Annotated in this window: 17 protein-coding genes; 12 read left to right on the forward strand and 5 right to left on the reverse strand. The window is 70.0% G+C overall.

The window, feature by feature from the left end:
- Positions 1 to 35 precede the first annotated feature (35 nt).
- Complete coding sequence (locus tag TSO352_RS25545; RefSeq protein ID WP_109109934.1) at positions 36 to 566, reverse strand: GNAT family N-acetyltransferase; 531 nt, start codon at positions 564 to 566, stop codon at positions 36 to 38.
- A gap of 5 nt (positions 567 to 571) precedes the next feature.
- Positions 572 to 1,798, reverse strand: a complete 1,227-nt coding sequence (locus TSO352_RS25550; RefSeq protein ID WP_109109935.1) for an MFS transporter — start codon at positions 1,796 to 1,798, stop codon at positions 572 to 574.
- Positions 1,799 to 1,873: 75 nt separating this feature from the next.
- Between TSO352_RS25550 and TSO352_RS25555 the strand changes: the two genes are divergently transcribed.
- Complete coding sequence (locus tag TSO352_RS25555; RefSeq protein WP_109109936.1) at positions 1,874 to 2,761, forward strand: LysR family transcriptional regulator; 888 nt, start codon at positions 1,874 to 1,876, stop codon at positions 2,759 to 2,761.
- Between the two features lie 121 nt (positions 2,762 to 2,882).
- A complete protein-coding gene (locus tag TSO352_RS25560; protein ID WP_109109937.1) occupies positions 2,883 to 5,318 on the forward strand; it encodes a PAS domain-containing protein in 2,436 nt (811 codons plus the stop codon).
- Positions 5,319 to 5,340: 22 nt separating this feature from the next.
- On the opposite strand, the gene TSO352_RS25565 is transcribed toward TSO352_RS25560, so the two are convergent.
- Positions 5,341 to 6,039 carry a GntR family transcriptional regulator gene (locus TSO352_RS25565; RefSeq protein WP_109109938.1) on the reverse strand — a complete coding sequence of 233 codons (699 nt, stop codon included), beginning with the start codon at positions 6,037 to 6,039 and terminating at the stop codon, positions 5,341 to 5,343.
- Between the two features lie 107 nt (positions 6,040 to 6,146).
- Here TSO352_RS25565 and TSO352_RS25570 point away from each other — a divergent pair, with 107 nt between their 5' ends.
- Positions 6,147 to 7,355: a benzoate/H(+) symporter BenE family transporter gene (locus TSO352_RS25570; RefSeq protein WP_109109939.1), complete on the forward strand. Its 1,209-nt coding sequence runs from the start codon at positions 6,147 to 6,149 to the stop codon at positions 7,353 to 7,355.
- Positions 7,356 to 7,362: 7 nt separating this feature from the next.
- On the opposite strand, the gene TSO352_RS25575 is transcribed toward TSO352_RS25570, so the two are convergent.
- On the reverse strand, positions 7,363 to 7,767 hold the full coding sequence (locus tag TSO352_RS25575; protein WP_109109940.1) for a 6,7-dimethyl-8-ribityllumazine synthase: 405 nt from the start codon (positions 7,765 to 7,767) through the stop codon (positions 7,363 to 7,365).
- A gap of 384 nt (positions 7,768 to 8,151) precedes the next feature.
- On the opposite strand from TSO352_RS25575, the gene TSO352_RS25580 reads away from it, so the two are divergent.
- From TSO352_RS25580 to TSO352_RS25620, 9 genes are all read left to right on the forward strand, one after another.
- Positions 8,152 to 9,258 carry a hypothetical protein gene (locus TSO352_RS25580; RefSeq protein WP_109109941.1) on the forward strand — a complete coding sequence of 369 codons (1,107 nt, stop codon included), beginning with the start codon at positions 8,152 to 8,154 and terminating at the stop codon, positions 9,256 to 9,258.
- The gene (locus TSO352_RS25585; RefSeq protein ID WP_247872430.1) at positions 9,255 to 10,715 is read left to right on the forward strand and encodes a hypothetical protein; all 1,461 of its coding nucleotides are present in this window, start codon (positions 9,255 to 9,257) and stop codon (positions 10,713 to 10,715) included. The genes TSO352_RS25580 and TSO352_RS25585 overlap by 4 nt, the downstream gene beginning before the upstream one ends.
- Positions 10,716 to 10,796: 81 nt before the next feature.
- The gene (locus TSO352_RS25590; protein WP_109109942.1) at positions 10,797 to 11,747 is read left to right on the forward strand and encodes a LysR family transcriptional regulator; all 951 of its coding nucleotides are present in this window, start codon (positions 10,797 to 10,799) and stop codon (positions 11,745 to 11,747) included.
- 315 nt (positions 11,748 to 12,062) lie between these two features.
- Positions 12,063 to 12,575: a formate dehydrogenase subunit gamma gene (locus TSO352_RS25595; protein WP_109109943.1), complete on the forward strand. Its 513-nt coding sequence runs from the start codon at positions 12,063 to 12,065 to the stop codon at positions 12,573 to 12,575.
- Complete coding sequence (locus TSO352_RS25600; protein ID WP_109109944.1) at positions 12,572 to 14,149, forward strand: NADH-quinone oxidoreductase subunit NuoF; 1,578 nt, start codon at positions 12,572 to 12,574, stop codon at positions 14,147 to 14,149. Before TSO352_RS25595 ends, TSO352_RS25600 begins: the two co-directional genes overlap by 4 nt.
- A 24-nt stretch (positions 14,150 to 14,173) precedes the next feature.
- Positions 14,174 to 17,029, forward strand: a complete 2,856-nt coding sequence (gene fdhF, locus TSO352_RS25605; protein ID WP_109109945.1) for a formate dehydrogenase subunit alpha — start codon at positions 14,174 to 14,176, stop codon at positions 17,027 to 17,029.
- 20 nt (positions 17,030 to 17,049) lie between these two features.
- Complete coding sequence (gene fdhD / locus TSO352_RS25610) at positions 17,050 to 17,877, forward strand: formate dehydrogenase accessory sulfurtransferase FdhD (protein ID WP_199231724.1); 828 nt, start codon at positions 17,050 to 17,052, stop codon at positions 17,875 to 17,877.
- Between the two features lie 74 nt (positions 17,878 to 17,951).
- Entirely contained in the window at positions 17,952 to 18,146 is a 195-nt protein-coding gene (locus tag TSO352_RS25615) for a formate dehydrogenase subunit delta (protein ID WP_247872432.1), read from the forward strand.
- 137 nt (positions 18,147 to 18,283) lie between these two features.
- Positions 18,284 to 19,303 carry a purine nucleoside permease gene (locus TSO352_RS25620; protein ID WP_109109947.1) on the forward strand — a complete coding sequence of 340 codons (1,020 nt, stop codon included), beginning with the start codon at positions 18,284 to 18,286 and terminating at the stop codon, positions 19,301 to 19,303.
- Positions 19,304 to 19,315: 12 nt separating this feature from the next.
- Here TSO352_RS25620 and TSO352_RS25625 read toward each other — a convergent pair.
- Positions 19,316 to 20,219, reverse strand: a 904-nt coding sequence (locus TSO352_RS25625) for a HAMP domain-containing sensor histidine kinase (protein ID WP_146210814.1), incomplete at its 5' end; no start/stop codon positions are given.

Here is a 20,219-nt window from a genome sequence, read left to right on the forward strand (position 1 = left end):
GCGTGCCGACGAACTGCTGGGCGCCGATTGACCGGTCAGCCGATCGGCAGGCTGTCGCTGCCCAGGCCGAGCGGGCGTTCCATCAGCACGCTGTCCAGCCAGCGGCCGAACTTGAAGCCGACGGCCGGCAGCACGCCGACCGGGCGGAAGCCGCAGGCGCTGTGCAGGCCGATGGAGCCGTGGTTGGCGCTGTCGCCGATCACCGCGACCATCCGGCGGTAGCCCGCCGCCTCGCACGCCTCGATCAGCGGCATCATCAGCGCCCGGCCGATGCCGCGCCGGCCCAGCCCCTCGGCGACATAGACCGAGTTCTCCAGCGTGAAGCGGTAGGCGCTGCGGGTGCGGTAGAGCCCGGCATAGGCGTAGCCGGCCAGCCGCCCGTTGCACTCCGCCACCAGATAGGGCAGGCCGCGGCCCAGGATGTCGGCGCGGCGGCGGGCCATCTCGGCCTCGCTTGGCGGAACCTCTTCGAACGACGCGGTGCCGGTCAGGACATGGCGGGCGTAGAGCGCCGTGATGGCGGGAATGTCGGCGTCGGTGGACGCCCGGACGGTGACGGCAGGCATGAGGATCAACTCCGGACAGGACGGTCGGCGGGAAGACACAGGGCGCAGACGGTCGCCAACCCGCCGCCGACGCCCAGAAGCGCGAAACCCCAGCCCCAGCCGGCGCCGCCGGTCTGGTCGAGCACCAGGCCGACCGCCAGCGGCGCAGCCCCGCCGGCCCCGAAGCCGAGGATGGAGCGGACGGCCAGCGCGGCGCCCAGGCTGCCCGGCTCGACCGCTTCGGTCATCGCGGTGGACAGCACGGGCGAATCGCCCAGGGCGGAAAAACCGTAGAGGGCGGCCACCGCCAGAACCAGGACCAGCGGCATGCCGTCCATCCAGCCGATGGACGCCGAACAGGCGGCGCCCAGCGCGCCCATCGCCACCAGAACGGCCCGCCGGCCGAGCCGGTCGGAGGCCCGGCCCATGATCAGCGACGACAGGAAGCCGGAGATGTGGACGGCCCCGGCGATCCACAGGCCGCGCATTCCAGCGCCGCCCGCGCTGGCGAGGCTGGTGGTGAGGAAGGCGGGCAGCCACGCCCACATGCCCAGCAGCTCCCAGCAATGGGTGGTGTAGCCGGCGGTCAGCAGGACGGAGCGGCGGTCGCCCAGGAAGCGGAAGGCGCCGCGCAGCCGCCGCGCCGACCCGCCGGTCGCATGGTTCGGCCGTCCGCGCAGCCCCGGCGTGGCGAGCAGCGTCGCCAGCAGCGGCGCCAGCCCGCAGACGATGAAGGCGGCCTCGTAGCCGAACCGTTCGGCCAGCCCGGCGGCGAGCGCGATGGAGGCGAAATAGCCGAGCGACCCGGCGCCCAGCAGCCAGCCGACCGCGGCACCCCGCCGTTCGGCCGGCACCCCCTGCGCCACCAGCATGATGGAGGGGGCGTAGGTGCCGCCCTGGGTCAGCCCGAGCAGCGCGAACAGCACCAGCCCGCTGCCGGCCGAACGGGCGAACAGGGCGAAGGCGATCCCGGTCAGTGCCGTCGCCCAGCTTGCCCACAGGAAGACGCGCTTGGCGCCCAGGCTGTCGGCGAACCAGGATGAGGCGACCAGCGACAGGGCGTAGGCGACGTTGAAGGCGGTTTGGATCGACCCGGCTTCCCCCGCCGACATGCCCCAGGCCTGCATCGCCGGACCAAGCGCCCCGGCATAGACCATGAAGGTCACCGAACTGGCGAAACGGCTGGCGCACAGCAGGACCAGCCAAGTCGGGGCCGAGGCGGAGGCAGGGGTGGGAATGGCGGCGTTCGTCATGCCCCAACCGTCGCGGAGCGGCGACCAAAAGGCAAATTTATTGATTTGATCGGAACCATAAGAAAGACTGTGGGTATGCGCGGCCTGAACCTCGACCAGCTCGTCACCTTCGCCACCGTGGTGGAGCATGGCGGCTTCACCGAAGCGGCGACCCGGCTCGGCCTGACCCAGCCGGCGGTCAGCATGCAGATCCGCAATCTGGAGGAACGCTTCGGCGTCCGTCTGGTGGAGCGGGTGGGCAAGCGCGCGCTGCCCACCGCCGCCGGCCGCGACCTGCTGCCCTTCATCCGCCGCCTGCGCGACGAGGTGGCGGCGGCGACCGCCAGCATGGGGCTCCACCGGGCCGGGCAGGTCGGGCGCGTGCGCATCGGCACCGGCGCCACCGCCTGCATCTACCGGCTGCCGCCGATCCTGACCGCGCTGCGCACCGCCCATCCCGGGCTGGAGATCATCGTCGTCACCGGCAACACGCCGGACATCCTCGACGCGGTGGAGGCCGGGTCGCTGGATCTGGCGCTGGTCACGCTGCCCGCCGGCCGTGCCGGCCTGTCGATCGAGCCGGTCTGCACCGAGGAGCTGGTTGCGGTCGACGCCCGCGGCGATGGTCCTGCGGCGGAGACGGGCATCACCCCGGCGGAACTGGCCGACGGCGCCCTGATCCTGTACGAGCGTGGCGGCACCATGCGGGCGGTGATCGACGGCTGGTTCCTGGCCGGCGGCACCCAGCCGCGCCCGGCGATGGAACTGGGCAATGTGGAGGCGATCAAGAACCTCGTGGCCTCCGGGCTCGGCCGGTCGATCCTGCCGGCGGTCACCGTCCAGGGCGGCGGCGATCGCGACCGTTTCGCCGTCCGGCCGCTGGAACCGCCGTTGGTCCGCACGTTAGGGTTGGCGTTGCGGCGGGATAAAGTCCCCGATCCGGGCGTGCGCGCGATGGTGAGGGCTATTGCGAATATGCGGTAACAACTTCGATAAAGATCGTTCGACTTTCTGATCATCCGGAATATTGCCTTTGGATGATTTACAGATGCTTTGGTCAGTGCGCACTCTCGTCGGGTGAGGCTTTTGTTTCTCTTGGGCACCGATGACCGATCCGCAACTCGCTCCCACCGACCGCACCGGCAACCATGAGGGCGGCGAGTATGTGTTGCACGCCCGGATCGACGCGCTGGAGCAGGAGAACGCCCGGTTGCGGGCATCGCTGAGCGCCGCCTGCACCGGCTGCGACGACCTGCTGACCGTCACCGCGCTGAACGAGGACCTCCGCACCGCCTGCAACGCGCTGGAGCACAGCCGGGCCGCCCATGCCGACAGCGAACGGCGTCTGCGCGCGATCCTGGACAGCGCCATCGGCCACGCGATCCTGACCCTGTCGCCCGACGGCCGCATCACCAGTTGGAATCCCGGCGCCGTCCGCATCCTGGGCTGGTCGGAGGAGGAGGTGAAGGGCCGGGACGCCGCCTTCCTGTTCCGGCCCGACGACCTCGCCGCCGGCGTCGCCGACGCCTTGCGGCGGCAGGCGCTGGCCGAGGGGCAGATCCAGGGGGAGCGCGTCTTCCTTCATCGCGACGGCCGCGAGCTGTGGGGCTCCTACACCATCCTGCCGCTGCGCGGTGACGAGGACGGCTTCCTGTGGATCCTGCACGACCGGTCCGACGAGCGCCGGGTGGAGGAGGCCATCGCCGACGCGCGCAAGCGGGCGACCGACATCCTGGACAGCATCGACGAGGCGCTGGTGGCGCTCGACCGCGACTATCGGGTGATCTGGCAGAACCGGCGCGCCGAACAGCTCGACCACCAGCCGCTGTCGGCGCTGCGCGGGCGCCAGTTGTGGGAGGTGTGGCCGCATCTCGCCGGGTCCGACCTGGAGGCGTTGTGCCGGCAGACCATGACCGACCGTATCCCGACCAGCATCGAAAAGCAGTTCACCAACGAAACCACCTCGATGTGGCTGGAAATCCGCATGCTGCCGACGCCGGAGGGGGTCGGCTGCTTCTTCCGCGACATCACCACCCGCAAGCGGGCGGAGGAGGAGGCGCGCGCCTCGCACGCGCGGACCGTCTGCATCCTGGAGAGCATCAGCGACGCCTTCTACGCCGTCGACCGCGACTGGCGTTTCACCTACATCAACCGCAAGGCCGAACAGGTCTGGGAACGCTCGCGCGACGACCTGCTGGGGCTCCGGCTGTGGGAGGCCTTCCCTCAACTCCTGGGCAGCGAATCCTTCGAGGCGCAGCGTCAGGCGATGCGCGAAGGGCGCGAGACGACCATCGAGACGCTGTCGTCCATCTTCAATTCCTGGGTCGAGGTCAGCATCTACCCCAACGCCGATGGGCTGTCGGTCTATTTCCGCGACATCACCGCGCGGCGGCAGGCGCAGCAGGCGCTAATGGAGGCGAAGGAGGCGGCGGAGGCGGCCGACCTCGCCAAGGGCAAGTTCCTGGCCGCCGCCAGCCATGATCTGCGCCAGCCGCTGCAGGCGCTGCTGCTGTTCGTCGACGTCCTCAAGCCCTATGTGCAGGGCAGCCAGGGGGCCAACGCGCTGATGCATCTGGGCCGCGGGCTCGACGCGCTGAAGGAACTGCTCGACAGCCTGCTGGACATGTCGCGGCTCGACGCCGGCGTGGTGCAGCCCAACATCGAGAATGTCGCCATCACCCCGCTGTTCGACCACATCGGCGCGTCCTATCGCCCGGTCGCGGCGGCCAAGGGGTTGGAACTGCGGGTGTCCGCCTGCAACGCCGCCGCGCGCACCGACCGCACGCTGCTGACCCGGATGGTGCGCAATCTGGTGGAAAACGCCCTGCGCTACACCGAGAGCGGCCGCATCGACGTCGAATGCCGTCAGGCCGGCGGCCGCCTGCTGATCGAGGTGCGCGACACCGGCATCGGCATTCCCCCCGACCACCTCGAACGCATCTGGGAGGAGTTCCACCAGGTCGGCAACCAGGAGCGCGACCGCAACCGCGGGCTTGGGCTGGGGCTGGCGATCGTGCGGCGGCTGTCGCAACTGCTGAACCACCCGGTGGACGTCCATTCCAAGCCCGGCGGTGGCACCAGCTTCGTCATCGCCCTGCCGCTTGGCCGCCCGCCCGTCCGGCCGCAGACCCCGGCGGACGAGGCGACCGCCGGCCGCGGCCGGTTCGCCGTGGTGGTCGACGACGACGCGATCGTCCTGCTGGGGCTGGAGACGATCTTCCGGGAATGGGGCTACGACGTGCTGGTCGCCGGGTCGGCCGACGCCGCGGTCGAGGCGCTGCGGCGGTCGACCCGCCGGCCGGACATCGTGGTCGCCGACTACCGCCTGCGCGAGGGCCGCTATGGGACGGAGGCGGTGTCGCGCATCCGCGACCTGTTCAAGGATCCCGAACACGGCGCCGTGCCCGGCGTCATCCTGACCGGGGAAACCGGTCCCGACTGCGAACGCGACGCCGCCGCCCATGGGCTGGGCATCATCCACAAGCCGGTGACGCCGCGGCAGTTGAGCCACGCGGTGGGCGACCTGCTGGGGCCGCGCTGATCGGCACCGGGGGACGGGCCCGTCAGTCCGGCCGGTCCAGGAAGGCGGTCAACTGCTCGCCCGCCAGCGTCACATGGTCGACCACATTGGCGCAGGCCGCCTCGACGTCGCCGGCCCGGCAGGCGGCGAGCAGCGCGTAATGCTCGTCCTGGGAGCGCGACTGGTAGCCCAGCGCGACGAACTGGAAACGCAGGTAGCGGTCGGCAGCGGCCAGATGCTGCTCCACCAGCGCCAGCAGGCGCGGCCGGCCGGCGCGGGCGTAGAGGGTCATGTGGAAGCGGCGGTTCAGCTCCCCCATCCGGCCCGGATCGGGCTCGGCGTCCATTTCCGCCAGCAGCTCGGCGGCCAGGGCGAAATCCTCGGGCGTGAGGCGCGGCAGCGACAGGCGCAGCGCCGTCGGTTCCAGCGCGGTGCGGATGGTGCCGATGTCGGCCGAATCCGCCGCGGAAATCGCCGCCACCACCGCGCCGCGGTGGGGATGGAACTCCACCAGCGCACGGGCCTCCAACTGGCGCAGGGCCTCGCGGACCGGCATGCGGCTGACGCCGAAGGCGGCGGCCAGCTCCTCCTGCCGCAGCGGGGCGCCGGCGGGCAGCACCCCGCCGAGGATCGCCTCGCGCATCGCCGCCTCGACGAACTCGGTCGCGGTTCGGAAGCGCGGCCGGTTGCGCGCGATCACCGTCGTCAGGTCAGGGGAGGGGGAGTTCGAGGTCTGGGGCATGGGGGGCCGGGGTAGGGGAGGACGGGGTGAGAAAAACCGCTTGCGCGGATATTGGATCCAATCTAACGATCTTGTCCGTCCTTGTCACGTCCTGGAAAGGACCGGCCATGCCCGGCTCATCTCCCCTCGATCGGACCGTCGCCGCAGCGCCCGGTTCGGGCCTGTCGCCGTCGGCGCTCGCCACCGGCGCCGTGGTGGCGCTGGTCGGTTACGCCAGTTCGGTGGCGGTGGTGATCCAGGGTTTGTCGGCGGTCGGAGCCGACACGGCGCAGATCACCTCCGCCCTGGTGGCGGTGGGCTTTGCCATGGGGCTGTCGGCGGTCGTCCTGTCGTGGCGGCACCGTCAGCCGATCAGCATCGCCTGGACGACGCCGGGGATGGCGCTGCTGGCGGCGACCGGCCCGGCGGCTGGGGGGTTTCCGGCGGCGGTCGGCGCCTTCCTGATGGTGGCGGGCCTCATCATGGTGGCGGGGTTGTGGACGCCGCTCGGCCGTTGGATCGCGGCGATCCCCAAGCCGCTGGCCAACGGCATGCTGGCTGGCCTGCTGCTGAAGCTGTGTCTGGCCCCGTTCCTGGCGATGGGGCAGGCGCCGGGGCTGGGCTTGCTGGTGCTGGCGGTCTGGGCGGTGGTCGGGCGCGTCGCCCGGCTCTACGCCGTGCCGGCCGCCGCCGCCGCGGCGCTGGCGGCGCTGGCGATGGACCCGCCGCTGTCGGGCGCGCTGCCGGCCACCCTATGGCCGTCGCTGGCGCTGGTGACGCCCGATTTCACCTGGGAGGCGCTGGTCGGTCTGGCCCTGCCGCTGTTCATCGTCACCATGGCGTCGCAGAACATCCCCGGTCTGGCGGTGCTGGCGAGCTTCGGCTACACGCCACGGGTGCCGTCGGCGTTCCTGGCGACGGGCGCCGCGTCGGCGCTGGCGGCGCCGTTCGGGGCGCCGACGGTCAATCTGGCGGCGATCACCGCGGCGATGTGCGCCGGTCCCGACGCCGACCCGCAGCCGGCGCGGCGCTGGCAGGCGGCGGCGACCGCCGGCGTCGGCTACATCGCGTTGACGGCGCTGGCGGCGGTCACCGCGACGCTGGTCACCCGCTCGCCGCCGATCCTGATCGAGGCGGTGGCCGGGCTGGCGCTGATCGGCGCCTTCGGCGGCGCCCTGCTGGCCGCGGTGCAGGTGGAGGAGGAGCGGATGCCCGCCCTGGTCACGCTGCTGGTGACCGCCTCCGGCCTGTCGGTCTTCGGGGTCGGCGCAGCCTTCTGGGGCCTGCTGTTCGGCGGGGCGCTGCATGTCCTGCACCGCCGGCGCCCCGCCAGGTGATCGGCGCTTACGCGCTTTCCAGCAGGTCGGCGACCGCGTTCACCGCGGCGGCGGCGTAGGGGCGGATGCGCGGCGGGATCTGCGACGGGTTGATGCCCGGCCCCAGGATGCCGACGCCGACCGGCTTCATGAACTGAAGCTGCAGGTCGATCAGGCTCTTGATCACGGCGTGGCCCATGACGTTGCCGTGTTCGGTCTCCCCCCGCTCGATGATGCCCAGCGCCACCGCGCCGACGACGTCGTCGCGCATCAGCAGGCGCTTGATCGCCAGCGGCTTTTCCATGGAGCCGGGAACCCACACCTCCGCCGCGATGCCGAGACCCCGGCGGGCGGCGACGGTGCGCGCCTCGTCCAGCATCTCCTCCACTTCGGCGCGGTGGAACCGCCCGAGCACGATGCCGATGTTGCTCACCCTCTGTCACTCCCATGTCTTCGAGATTTTCAGCGTCGTCCAAACTGTCGCGTCGCCGCGCAAAGCGCAAGGGCCGTGGCTGGCCGGGTCCTGTCCTTCAGCGCTCAAAAGATCAAGCAAGCGAACGATAGAGCATCTGCACCGGTTTCAATATGTCGCCGGATGGAAATAAGCATTCGTCCGGACTAGGGTGGTTGATGGTTGGTGGCGCGACCTCGGAAACCGCGACAGGGCGTCGCACGTTGCTACATTTCACAACAAGTTTATGGTCGGGACTTATCTTATCACCATGTAACAATGGATGGTCGGTGGTTGCGGGGCTCCGGTGGGATCCCGCCCGCCCCGTCCCCAGGTTGATCAGCAGGCGAATCCGGAACAGCGATCATGTTGAAGGGTGCGATTGAATACGCGCCGTCGACCTTCGAGGAGCGGGGGGCCGCGGTGGCCTTCACCACGCCGCTGCTGTCGCAGACACGGGTGCGGCGCGGCGACCGGTCGAAGCTTGAGGTGCTGATCCCCAGCCTGTCGCAGGGCATGGGCATCTACGTCGTCGCCTGGAAGGCGGTGCCGGAGATGGTGTCGATGACCATGCACGACCGCTACCTGCACGACCTGATCGTGAAGGAGGAGGCCTGCTCGCCGCACGAGATCCGCCGGGCGACCCTGCGCGCCGCGCGCCGTGGCCTCGCCGGACCGAAGGCGGCCCAGGCCGCCCGCCGCGCCCTGGAGGAGGACGAGGAGCAGAGCACGCTCACCCATTACATGCTGATCCTGGCGATCCTGAAGGCGGTGGGGCTGGAATCGCCGGAGATCCTGCGGGCCGGGCTGGGCACCGAGGAGGGGCAGCGGCTGACCCGTCAGCTGATGACCCGCGCCGCGGAAAGCCTGAGGATGGACGCGACGCTGCTCTACGCGCGGCTGGCCGACATCGCCGCCGTCGCGGCGCCGGTCGGGCTGGCGCGCTCGCCCAAGCCGGGGCGGCTGGTGCGCGGGCTGGACGACCTGAAGGGCTTCCGCGACGGCATGGTCGAATGGGCCCGCACGGTGCCGAGCGACGCCGCTCCGGTCGCCGACTTCTGCGCGGAGGTGGCGCAGCACACCGTCGGCATCGGCGAAAAGGTGCTAGCCGACTTCCACCGGCGGATCGAGGCGATCGGCCCGCTGATGCGCGACTGGGACAGCGAGTTCATCCGCGTGCGCAACCAGGCCGGCCGCATGGCGTGGCTGCTCGACGGCTGGAGCCACATCACCGGGGCGTGGGAGGTGGCGCAGGAGGATGACCATCACCAGCAGGCGGCGACCATCAACGACCTGTTCCGCATCCTGCCGCTGCTGCCCAAGAAGGAAAGCAGCCGCGACCTGATGGAGGATTGCAAGCGGGTCAAGCTGGCGCATCGCCGGTCGGTCCGCATGCTGGAGGATTGGCGCACCGGCCAGTTGGACGTGGACGCGATCCGCCGGATCGAGACTGTGAAGGCGCACGCGCCATGACCGGCGGGGGCAGGGGCCAGCAGCCATCCGGGGAGCAGGCCGGCGGGACGGTCGCGCCAGGGCCGGTCGCCCGGCTGCCGGGGCTGGAAAACCGGCTGTTCGACATCCCGGAGGACAAGTTCATCGAGGTGGTCCGCCTGCTGGAACGGGTGCGCGACCATCCCGACGTCCGCCAGACCTTCGCCGCGATCCGCCCGCGGCTGGTCCAGGTCCGCCCCGGTCGCCGGCCGACGCTGAAGCGCGTGCTGTGCATGCCGTTCGAGGATGTGCTGGAAAGCTTCAGCGGCCTCGACGTGCCGCTGGGCCGCATCGAACGGCGGGTGATCGATCCGGTCTGGCGCATCGTCTCGGAGTTCGCCGACCGTCACCAGATCGACCAGCTCGACCGCCAGGTGCAGGAGATCGCGCCGGGGAACCTGAACGCGCTGCGCAACATCGGGCGCCGGCTGTGGCCGATGGCGGCCCAGGTGATCCGCGCGGCGGCCGACGGCGACGGCTCGCGCCAGCTGATGGGACGGATGCTGCACGGTGACGAGGATCTGCGCCGGCAGGTGCTGGACATCGCCGCCTTCCTGGAGATCGGTCCGACGGTGGAGGCGCTGAAGGACGACCTGTCGCCCAAGCCGCTGTCCCGCCTGGAGGACACCCACGTCGCCGTGATCGAGCAGGCGGCCCAGGCGGCGGCGCGGCAGGCGCCGTCGTCGGTCTATTACCTGCTGCTGGTCGTCGCCTCGCGGCTGGCGACGCCGGCCGACCTGCTGACGGTGCTGAACGACATCGACCTCGGCAAGGCACGGCGCGAACAGCCGGTGATCTTCGCCCAGCTCAGTGGGCTGGTGGTCACCAACCTGGAGGAGCGCACCGCCCGCCTGGACGGCGACCCGGGCAGCGCCGGCGCCGTCGCCTCGCCGGAGGACGCCATCGCCATCGCCGAACGACTGGTCGCCAGCGTCGACACCACCACCGCCGTGATGGACGTCCTGGCCGAACCCATCTATCGCGAGCGGTTGGCGGCGGTGAAGGCGGCGGTGCGGACGATGGTCACCGGCAACGTGCTCGACACCGCCTCCGCCGGCATCCTGACCGCCATCGCCGCGCCCGCCGACGGCCCTGACGACGGCGGCCGCCCGGTGCCGGTCGACGAGGACGTCCAGTCCGCCGCCGAAGACCATGCCCGCGCGCTGCGCCGCTGCGAGGGGCTGGCCGACGCGCTCGGCCTGCACCAGCCGCTGAACGACACGCTGATGTCGATGGAGAAAGGGCTGCTGCTGCGGGCGAACGCCCTTCTGGCGCGCTACCCTCGGTTGGCCGGCAACGCCGACGACGCCGAAACGGCGGAGATCAACCTGTTCTACGCGCTGCGCCTGCTGGAGCTGGTCGCCGGCCCGGCCAAGGCCGACCAGCTCCGTGCCGCGATCATGGACGCGACCGGCGAGTTCGCGGAGGAGGGGGAGTAGGGCAGGGGCGATTGCCGCGCCGGCCATGGCCCCGCTATGCTGCGTCGTTCCCTCGAGGGGGCCTCACAGCGAGCGCAGCCGATGTTCCGCAAGTTCGTCTACCTCCTGGCCCTGGCGCGCGAGAAGCATTTCGGGCGCGCGGCGGAGAGCTGCCACGTCTCGCAGCCGACGCTGTCGAACGCCATCCGCCAGCTTGAAGAGGAACTGCAGGTCCCGATCGTCGAACGTGGGCAGAAGTTCGAAGGCTTCACGCCGGAGGGGCTGAAGGTGCTGGAGTACGCCCGCCGCATCGTCGGCGAGCGCGACAACCTGCGGCACGAGCTGCTGGCGCTGGCCCAGGGGGTGACCGGGCATCTGCGGCTGGGCGCCATCCCGACGGCGCTGCCGGTGGTTCCGCATGTGCTGGCCCCGATCACCAGCCGCTTCCCGCACATCCGCTCCAGCGTGGCGTCGCTGAGTTCGCGCGAAATCCAGCGTGGGCTGGACGAGTTCGAGATCGACGCTGCCATCACCTACCTCGACAACGAGCCGCTGAACAACGTCCGCACCCTGCCGCTCTATTCGGAACGCTATTACCTGCTGGCCCAGCGCAATCAGGTGAGCGAGGAGCAGATCGCCCAGGGCGCCATCCCGTGGGAGAAGGCGGCGGACCTGCGGCTCTGCCTGCTGACGCCGGACATGCAGAACCGCCGGATCGCCGACACCGCCTTCCGCATGACCGGCCGGGCGGTGGAGCCGGCGATGGAAACCAACTCGATCGTCACGCTCTACACCATCGTGCGCGCCGACCACTGCGCCAGCATCGTGCCGGGGCAACTGCTGACCGTCGTGCCGCCGCATCCCGACCTCGTCGCGCTGCCGCTGGTCGATCCCGACATGAGCTACGTCGTCGGGCTGGCTCACGCTGACCGCGACCCGCCGCCGCCGCTGGCCCGGGCGCTGGCCGTCGCCGCGACCGACGCCGAGATCGCCCACCGCGTCGCCATCGTCACCGCCGACGCGATGATCCCCTGGCGGCTGGCGATCCGCTGAGGGGTTGCTGCGCTTGCCCCCTCCCTAACCCTCCCCCGCTGATGCAGGGGAGGGGACACGCGCTTGTGCAGGAAAGCGGCGGAGTTCCCTCTCCCACCGAAGGTGGGGGAGGGTTAGGGAGGGGGCATGCGCGACCCCCTCCGTGATAGCCAAAAGCTATCGCGCCATCAGAAAATACAATTTGCTGGTATACCGTATCCTCCGCCACTGTAGCGATCGCCGGCCGCCACAAACCGACCGGTGAGCCAACAGAGCCAAGCCAGAACGACGCCGGACACCAAGGACGGCGCGGGCGATCGCAAGGAGGGATACCCCGTGAACGCTTGCCAACCGTGGAGCGCCGAGCGCGCCATGACGATTGTCGCCGACAATCGGCATCTGCGCGGCGCCCTGCTGCCGATCCTTCACGCGCTGCAGGAAGAGTTCGGCTACATCGACGAACAGGCCATTCCGCTGCTGGCGACGGAGCTGAACCTCTCGCGCGCCGACGTGCATGGTGTGGTGTCCTTCTATCACGAATTCCGCCGCGAGAAACCCGGCCGCCACATCATCAAGGTCTGCCGGGCCGAAGCCTGCCAGTCGATGGGCGCCAACACGCTGGTCAACCACATCAAGTCGCGGTTGCAGGTCGATTTCCACGGCACCACCGCCGACGGCGCCTTCACGCTGGAGCCGGTCTTCTGCCTGGGCAACTGCGCGCTGTCGCCGGCCGTCATGATCGACGAGCAGCTGCACGGGCGCGTCAGCCCGGACCGCTTCGACGACCTCGCCGCCCAGGCCCGCGCCGTCCCCCACATCACCCACTCCCACAAGGGACACGCGCAATGAGCGGCCAGCTGATCACCGTCTATGTGCCGCGCGACGCCGCCGCCCTGTCGGTGGGCGCCGACGCCGTGGCAGCTGCCATCCGCGCCGAGGCCGCCGCGCGCGCCCTGCCGCTGCGCATCGTCCGCAACGGCTCGCGCGGCATGCTGTGGCTGGAACCGCTGGTCGAGGTGGAAACGCCGGACGGCCGCGTCGCCTACGGCCCGGTCACGGCCGCCGACGTCGCCGGCCTGTTCGACGCCGGTTTCCTGACCGGGGGCGAGCACGCGCTCGGCCACGGCCCGACCGAAGAGATCCCCTATTTCAAGAAGCAGGAGCGGCTGACCTTCGCCCGCTGCGGCATCATCGACCCGCTGTCGGTCGAGGATTACCGCGCCCATGGCGGCTTCCGCGGGCTGGAAAACGCGCTGGCGATGTCGCAGGCCGAAATCATCAAGGCGGTGACCGACAGCGGCCTGCGCGGCCGCGGCGGCGCCGGCTTCCCGACCGGCATCAAGTGGAACACGGTGATGCAGGCCAAGGCGGACGAGAAGTTCGTCTGCTGCAACGCCGACGAGGGCGACAGCGGCACCTTCGCCGACCGCATGATCATCGAGGGCGACCCCTTCTGCCTGATCGAGGGCATGACCATCGCCGCCATTGCGGTGGGCGCGACCTCCGGCTACGTCTACATGCGCTCGGAATACCCGCACGCGACCGAGACGCTGCGCCACGCGATCCGGCTGGCCTATGACGAGGGCTGGCTGGGCGACAACATCCACGGCACCAGCCGCACCTTCCACCTCGACGTCCGCGTCGGCGCCGGCGCCTACATCTGCGGCGAAGAGACGGCGATGCTGGAGAGCCTGGAGGGCAAGCGCGGCATGGTCCGCGCCAAGCCGCCGCTGCCGGCGCTGGAGGGCCTGTTCGGCAAGCCGACCGTGGTCAACAACGTGCTGTCGCTCTGCTCGGTGCCGATCATTCTCGACAAGGGCGGCGCGTATTACCGCGACTTCGGCGTCGGCCGGTCGCGCGGCACGCTGCCGTTCCAGCTCGCCGGCAACATCAAGCGTGGTGGGATTGTCGAGAAGGCGTTCGGCATCACCCTGCACGAGCTGCTGTACGAGTATGGCGGCGGCACCATCACCGGCCGGCCGATCCGCGCGGTGCAGGTCGGCGGTCCGCTCGGTGCCTACCTGCCGCCCTCGCAGTTCGACCTGCCCAAGGATTACGAGGCCTTCGCCGCGCAGGAGGCGATGGTCGGCCATGGCGGCATCGTCGTCTTCGACGACAGCGTCGACATGGCCCAGCAGGCGCGCTTCGCCATGGAGTTCTGCGTGGCGGAATCCTGCGGCAAATGCACCCCCTGCCGCATCGGCTCCACCCGCGGGATGGAGACGCTGGACAAGATCATCGCCGGCAAGAACGTCGACACGAACCTGGAGCTGCTCGCCGACCTCTGCGACGTGATGGTGGACGGCTCGCTCTGTGCCATGGGCGGCATGACGCCCTATCCGGTGCGCAGCGCGGTGAAGCACTTCCCGGAAGACTTCCGCAAAACGCCCCAGGTCCGCGTCACCCACATCGCCGCCGAATAACGAGCGATCCCAGGAGCCCCCGAGATGACCCTCATCCACGAGACCGACTACGGCACCCCGGCCCGCGTCTCCGCGACCCTGGTGACGCTGGAGATCGACGGCCGTAGCATCACCGTTCCCGAAGGCACCTCGGTGATGCGCGCCGCGATGGACGCCGGCATCACCGTGCCGAAGCTGTGCGCCACCGACAGTCTGGAACCCTTCGGCTCCTGCCGCCTCTGCGCGGTGGAGATCGAGGGGCGCCGCGGCACCCCGGCCTCCTGCACCACCCCCGTCGCTCCCGGCATGAAGGTCCACACCCAGACCGACAAGCTGGCGAAGCTGCGCCGCGGCGTGATGGAGCTGTACATCTCCGACCACCCGCTCGATTGCCTGACTTGCGCCGCCAACGGTGATTGCGAGTTGCAGGACATGGCCGGCGCCGTGGGGCTGCGCAACGTCCGGTATGGTTTCGACGGCGAAAACCACCGGGCGGCGGCGAAGGACGAGAGCAACCCGTATTTCACCTTCGACGCGTCCAAATGCATCGTCTGCTCGCGCTGCGTGCGGGCCTGCCAGGAGACCCAGGGCACCTTCGCGCTGACCATCGACGGTCGCGGCTTCGCGTCCACGGTATCGCCGGGCGCCAAGGAAAGCTTCATGGACAGCGAGTGCGTGTCCTGCGGCGCCTGCGTCCAGGCCTGCCCGACCGCGACGCTGACCGAGAAGTCGATCATCGAGCATGGCCAGCCGGAGCACAGCGTCATCACCACCTGCGCCTATTGTGGCGTCGGCTGCTCCTTCAAGGCGGAGTTGCAGGGCACCACGGTGGTGCGCATGACCCCGTGGAAGGATGGCGGCGCCAACGAGGGCCATTCCTGCGTCAAGGGCCGCTTCGCCTGGGGCTACGCCACCCACAAGGACCGCATCATGAAGCCGATGGTGCGCGAGAAAATCACCGACCCGTGGCGCGAGGTGTCGTGGGAGGAGGCGGTCGCCTACGCGGCGGAGCGGCTGAAGGCGGTGCAGGCGAAGTACGGCAAGGGCTCCATCGGCGGCATCACCTCGTCGCGCTGCACCAACGAGGAGGTCTACGTCGTCCAGAAGATGATCCGGGCCGCCTTCGGCACCAACAACATCGACACCTGCGCCCGCGTCTGCCATTCGCCGACCGGCTACGGCCTGTCGCAGACCTTCGGCACCTCGGCCGGCACGCAGGATTTCCGCAGCGTCGACAAGTCCGACGTCCTGCTGGTGATCGGCGCCAACCCGACCGACGGCCACCCGGTGTTCGGCTCCCGTATGAAGAAGCGGCTGCGCGCCGGGGCCAAGCTGATCGTCATCGACCCGCGCCGCATCGATCTGGTGCGCAGCCCGCACGTTCAGGCCGACTACCACCTCCAGCTCCAGCCCGGCACCAACGTCGCCGTGGTCAACGCCATCGCCCACGTCATCGTCACCGAAGGGCTGGTGAACCGTCCCTTCGTCGAGGAACGCTGCGATCCGAAGGAGTTCGCGAAGTGGGAGGCGTTCATCGCCGAGCATCGCAACTCGCCGGAGCATCTGGAATCGCGCACCGGCGTGCCGGCCGATCAGATCCGCGGCGCCGCCCGCCTCTACGCCACCGGCGGCAACGCCGCGATCTACTACGGCCTGGGCGTGACCGAGCACAGCCAGGGCTCCAGCACGGTGATGGCGATCGCCAACCTCGCGATGGCGACCGGCAACATCGGCCGCGAGGGCGTCGGCGTGAACCCGCTGCGCGGCCAGAACAACGTGCAGGGCTCCTGCGACATGGGCTCCTTCCCGCACGAGCTGCCGGGCTACCGCCACGTGTCGGACGACCTTGTCCGCCAGGAGTTCGAAACCGCCTGGGGCGTCACGCTGGACCCGGAACCGGGCCTGCGCATCCCCAACATGTTCGACAGCGCGCATGACGGCAGCTTCCGCGGCCTGTTCGTGCAGGGCGAGGACATCGTCCAGTCCGACCCGAACACCCATCATGTCACCTCGGCGCTGGAGGCGCTGGACATCGTCATCGTCCAGGACCTGTTCCTGAACGAGACGGCAGCCTTTGCCCATGTCTTCTTCCCCGGCACCTCGTTCCTGGAGAAGGACGGCACCTTCACCAACGCCGAGCGCCGCATCAACCGCGTCCGCAAGGCGATGCCGTCGAAGGTCGGGAGGGACGAGCATTGGGTCGCCTGCGCGCTGGCGACGGCGATGGGCTACCCGATGCACTACGAGACCACGTCCGAGATCATGGACGAGATCGCCCGGCTGACCCCGACCTTCCGCGGCGTCAGCTTCGACAAGCTCGACCGCGTCGGCAGCGTGCAGTGGCCCTGCACCGGGCTGGAGGACGACGACACCGGCATGGCGATCATGCATGGCGAGACGTTCGCGCGCGGCCTCGGCCGCTTCGTGATCACCGAATATGTGCCGACCGACGAGCGGACCACGCGGATGTACCCGCTGGTGCTGACCACCGGCCGCATCCTCGCCCACTACAACGTCGGCGCCCAGACCCGCCGCACCGCCAACGTGGCCTGGCATCCGGAGGATGTGCTGGAGATCAACCCGGTGGACGCCGAGGTCCGGGGCGTCAAGGATGGCGACATGGTGTCGCTGGCCAGCCGCATGGGCGCCACCACGCTGCGTGCGGTCATCTCCGACCGCATGCCGGCCGGCGTCGTCTACACCACCTTCCACCACCCGGTGACCGGTGCCAACGTCATCACCACCGAGAACTCGGACTGGGCGACCAACTGCCCCGAATACAAGGTCACGGCGGTGCAGGTCGCCCGCAGCAACCAGCCCTCGGACTGGCAGGTCGACCACGCGAAGAACGACGTCGAGCGCAAGCGCATCGCCGCCGCCAACGTCCTCGCCGCCGAATAACGTCCTGAGGAGTGGGAAGCATGACCGCGATGCCTTCGGGTTCCATCCAACCGGACGACACCACCATGTGCTCGATCGCCGTCACCGGCACCGGCTTTCCCGCCGGTGTCGGGGTGGAGGAGGGCGCCGACGTCGAATGGCAGGTGCCGGAGGAAACCGCGGTCGCCTTCGAATACAACGGTCGCTCCCACGCGGTGATGATGGCGACCCCCGCCGATCTGGAAGATTTCGCGCTGGGTTTCGCCCTGGCCGAGGAGATCGTCGGGACCGCCGCCGACGTCGAGAGCATCGACGTGCGGGAAACGCAACTGGGCTTCGTCGTCAACCTGACGGTCGACCCGCTGCGTCTCCTGCGCGGAAGCCTGCGCAGCCGCTCCATGGAGGGGCGGAGCGGCTGTGGCCTGTGCGGCGTGGACAGTCTTGTCCACGCCGTTCGGGAGCCCAAGGCGATCACCGCCACGCTGGAGGTCGAACCGGCCGCGGTGGCCGCCGCCTTCCGGGCGCTGCCGGACCACCAGCCGATGAACCAGGCCAACCGCTCGGTCCACGCCGCGGCGTGGTGCGCGCCGGACGGCAGCATCCGGCTGGCCCGCGAGGATGTCGGCCGCCATAACGCGCTCGACAAGCTGATCGGCGCCGTGGTGGCGTCGGGGGCCGATCCGGCGACCGGCTTCGTCGTCATGACCAGCCGTTGCAGCTTCGAACTGGTGCAGAAGACCGCGGCGGTCGGCATCCCGCTGCTGGCGACCATCTCGGCACCGACGGCGCTGGCGCTGGAACTGGCGCGCAACGCCGGCCTGACCCTGGGATCGCTGTCGCGCCGCGACGGCGTCATCCTGTTCCGCTGAACCCAACCCACGCCCGCCACGGGAGACACCCTATGAGCCACGCCCCCTCAGGTCACACCAAGGATTTGGTCCGGATGGCGAACCAGATCGCCGTCCACTTCGCCACCTACCCGCGCGACGAGGCGGTGACGGAGACCGCCACCCACATCCGCAAATTCTGGGATCCGCGCATGCGCGCCGGCCTGTTCGCCCACGTCCAGTCCGGCGGCGAAGCCGACCTGCACGAGGTGGCGCGCGGCGCGGTCGGGCTGCTGCAGGCGCCGCGGTAGCGGACGGCCGGGGAGGTCGGCACCGTCCGGGTTCGGACCATCAGGGGCTTTCGAACCCGGCCTCACCCGCCATGGCACGCTTGGCGCATCCGTTGCATACTATGATGCGCCTTTTCGTCCCATGGAGTTGATCGCACATGCCGTTGCTGTCCCACTGCCGCGGAGCCGTCCTTTCGGCTCTCCTCCTGTTCGGGGTCCATGCCCCCGTTCAGGCCGCCGAGCCGACGAAGGTCAAGGTGTTCGTCGGCTCGATGTTCGAAATCGGCAAGAACACCGGCGACCGGGCCGGCGAGTTCCAGCATTGGTACGAGCGCTATTGGCAGAGCGCCGAGCCGATCACCGTCAAGGGCGCCTTGAACCCGGTCTATTGCAACGCCGACGGTGTCTGCGGTTCGGTGCTGGGGATGGGCAAGGTCAGCTCGTCGGCGTCGATGCAGGCGATCCTGCTGAATCCGCAGCTCGACCTGTCGCAGGCTTATTTCCTGATCACCGGCGTCGCCGGCACGCCGCCGTCGCGGGGCACCATCGGCGAGGTGAATTGGGCGACATGGCTGGTCGATTACGACCTGGGACACCGCTGGGCACCGGAAGAAGGCAAGCCGGGCGAGCCGACCTTCATGCCGCGCAAGGGGTATGAGGCGGTGCGGCTGTTCCCGATGAACCCGGCGCTGGTGTCCTGGGCGATGCGCTTGACCGCCGACACGCCGCTGAAGGACAGCGAGCCGGCCCGTGCCTACCGGAAGCGCTATCCGCAGGAAACCGCGCAACGTGCACCTTTCGTGGGCACCGGCACGCACATGACCGGCGACACCTTCTTCCACGGGCCGGGGATGTCGGCCCAGGCGCAATACATCGCCAAGCTCTACGGCGCCGACGACTACGTCATCACCGAGATGGAGGCGGCGGCGATCACGCTGGTGATCAAGCGGCTGCAGGGCTCCGAGCGGGTGATGAGCCTGCGGGGCGCCGTCAACTTCGACCAGGGCAACCCGAACGAGACCACCCTGCAGCATTTGGACCCGAAGCCGGGCGAGACGGCGGGCGGCTTCGCCGAGACGGTGGAGAACGTCGAGCTGGTCGGATCCCGCATGGTCGACCACATCGTCGGCCATTGGGACCAGTGGAAGGACGGGGTGCCGCCGCTGCCGGCCCAATAACTCCGCTTCCACTCACCCGGCCAGCGGCAGCGCCACCGTCATGCGGAAGCCGCCGGTCGGGCGGTTCTCGGCGCGGACGCGGCCGCCGAAGGCTTCGATGTTGCGGCGGACGATCCACAGGCCGATGCCGAAATGCGCGGCGCCGGCCTGATGGGCCGCCGCCTCGTCCTCCGGCATGCCACGGCCGGGCTCGCGGTGCGAGAAGTAGCGCTCGAAGATGCGTTCCAGGTTGGCGGGGTCGACGCCCGGCCCCTCGTCCTCGACCACCAGCTCGGCCCATGGGCCGCTGCGGGTCAGGCGGACGCTGACGCCGCCGTCCGGCGGCGAGAAGCTGACGGCGTTCTCCACCAGGTTTTCGACGATGGTCTCCAGCGTCTCCTCGCTGGCCCGCACCACCAGCGCGGCGTCGATGCGCGAGCGCATGTGCAGCCGGCGTTCGGCCAACAGCCCGGTGTAGCCGCCGGCCATCCGCTCCACCAGCGCCGACAGGTCGACGCGGCGGCGGTTGGGGGCCAGCAGGTCGGCCGCCGCCTCGTCCATGCGGCGGGCGAAGGACACCAGCCCGTCCAGCTTGTCGAGCGACTTCTCGATCATGGTCAGGGCGCGCTGGCTGCGGGCGTTCTCGGCGGGCAGGGCACGGCGCAGCGGCTCCACCGACTGACGGATCACCGCGATCGGCGTCTTGAAGGCGTGGGCGTTGTCCTCGGCCGCCCGACGCAAGGATTGGGCGCTGTCGCGCAGGGTGGCGACCAGCCGGTCGAAATCCTCGGCCACCCCCGCCAGTTCGGGCACGGTGTTGCGGGCGGCGAAGGAGGCGTGACGGCCCGACCGGTCGTCGGGCGCGCCGTCCTCGGCGCTCTCGTCGCCGCCGACGATGCGGCGGGCGAGGTCGCCGAAGCGGTTCAGGTTGCGCCAC

Origin of the sequence: Azospirillum sp. TSO35-2 (assembly GCF_003116095.1) — a bacterium.
GTDB lineage: Bacteria > Pseudomonadota > Alphaproteobacteria > Azospirillales > Azospirillaceae > Azospirillum.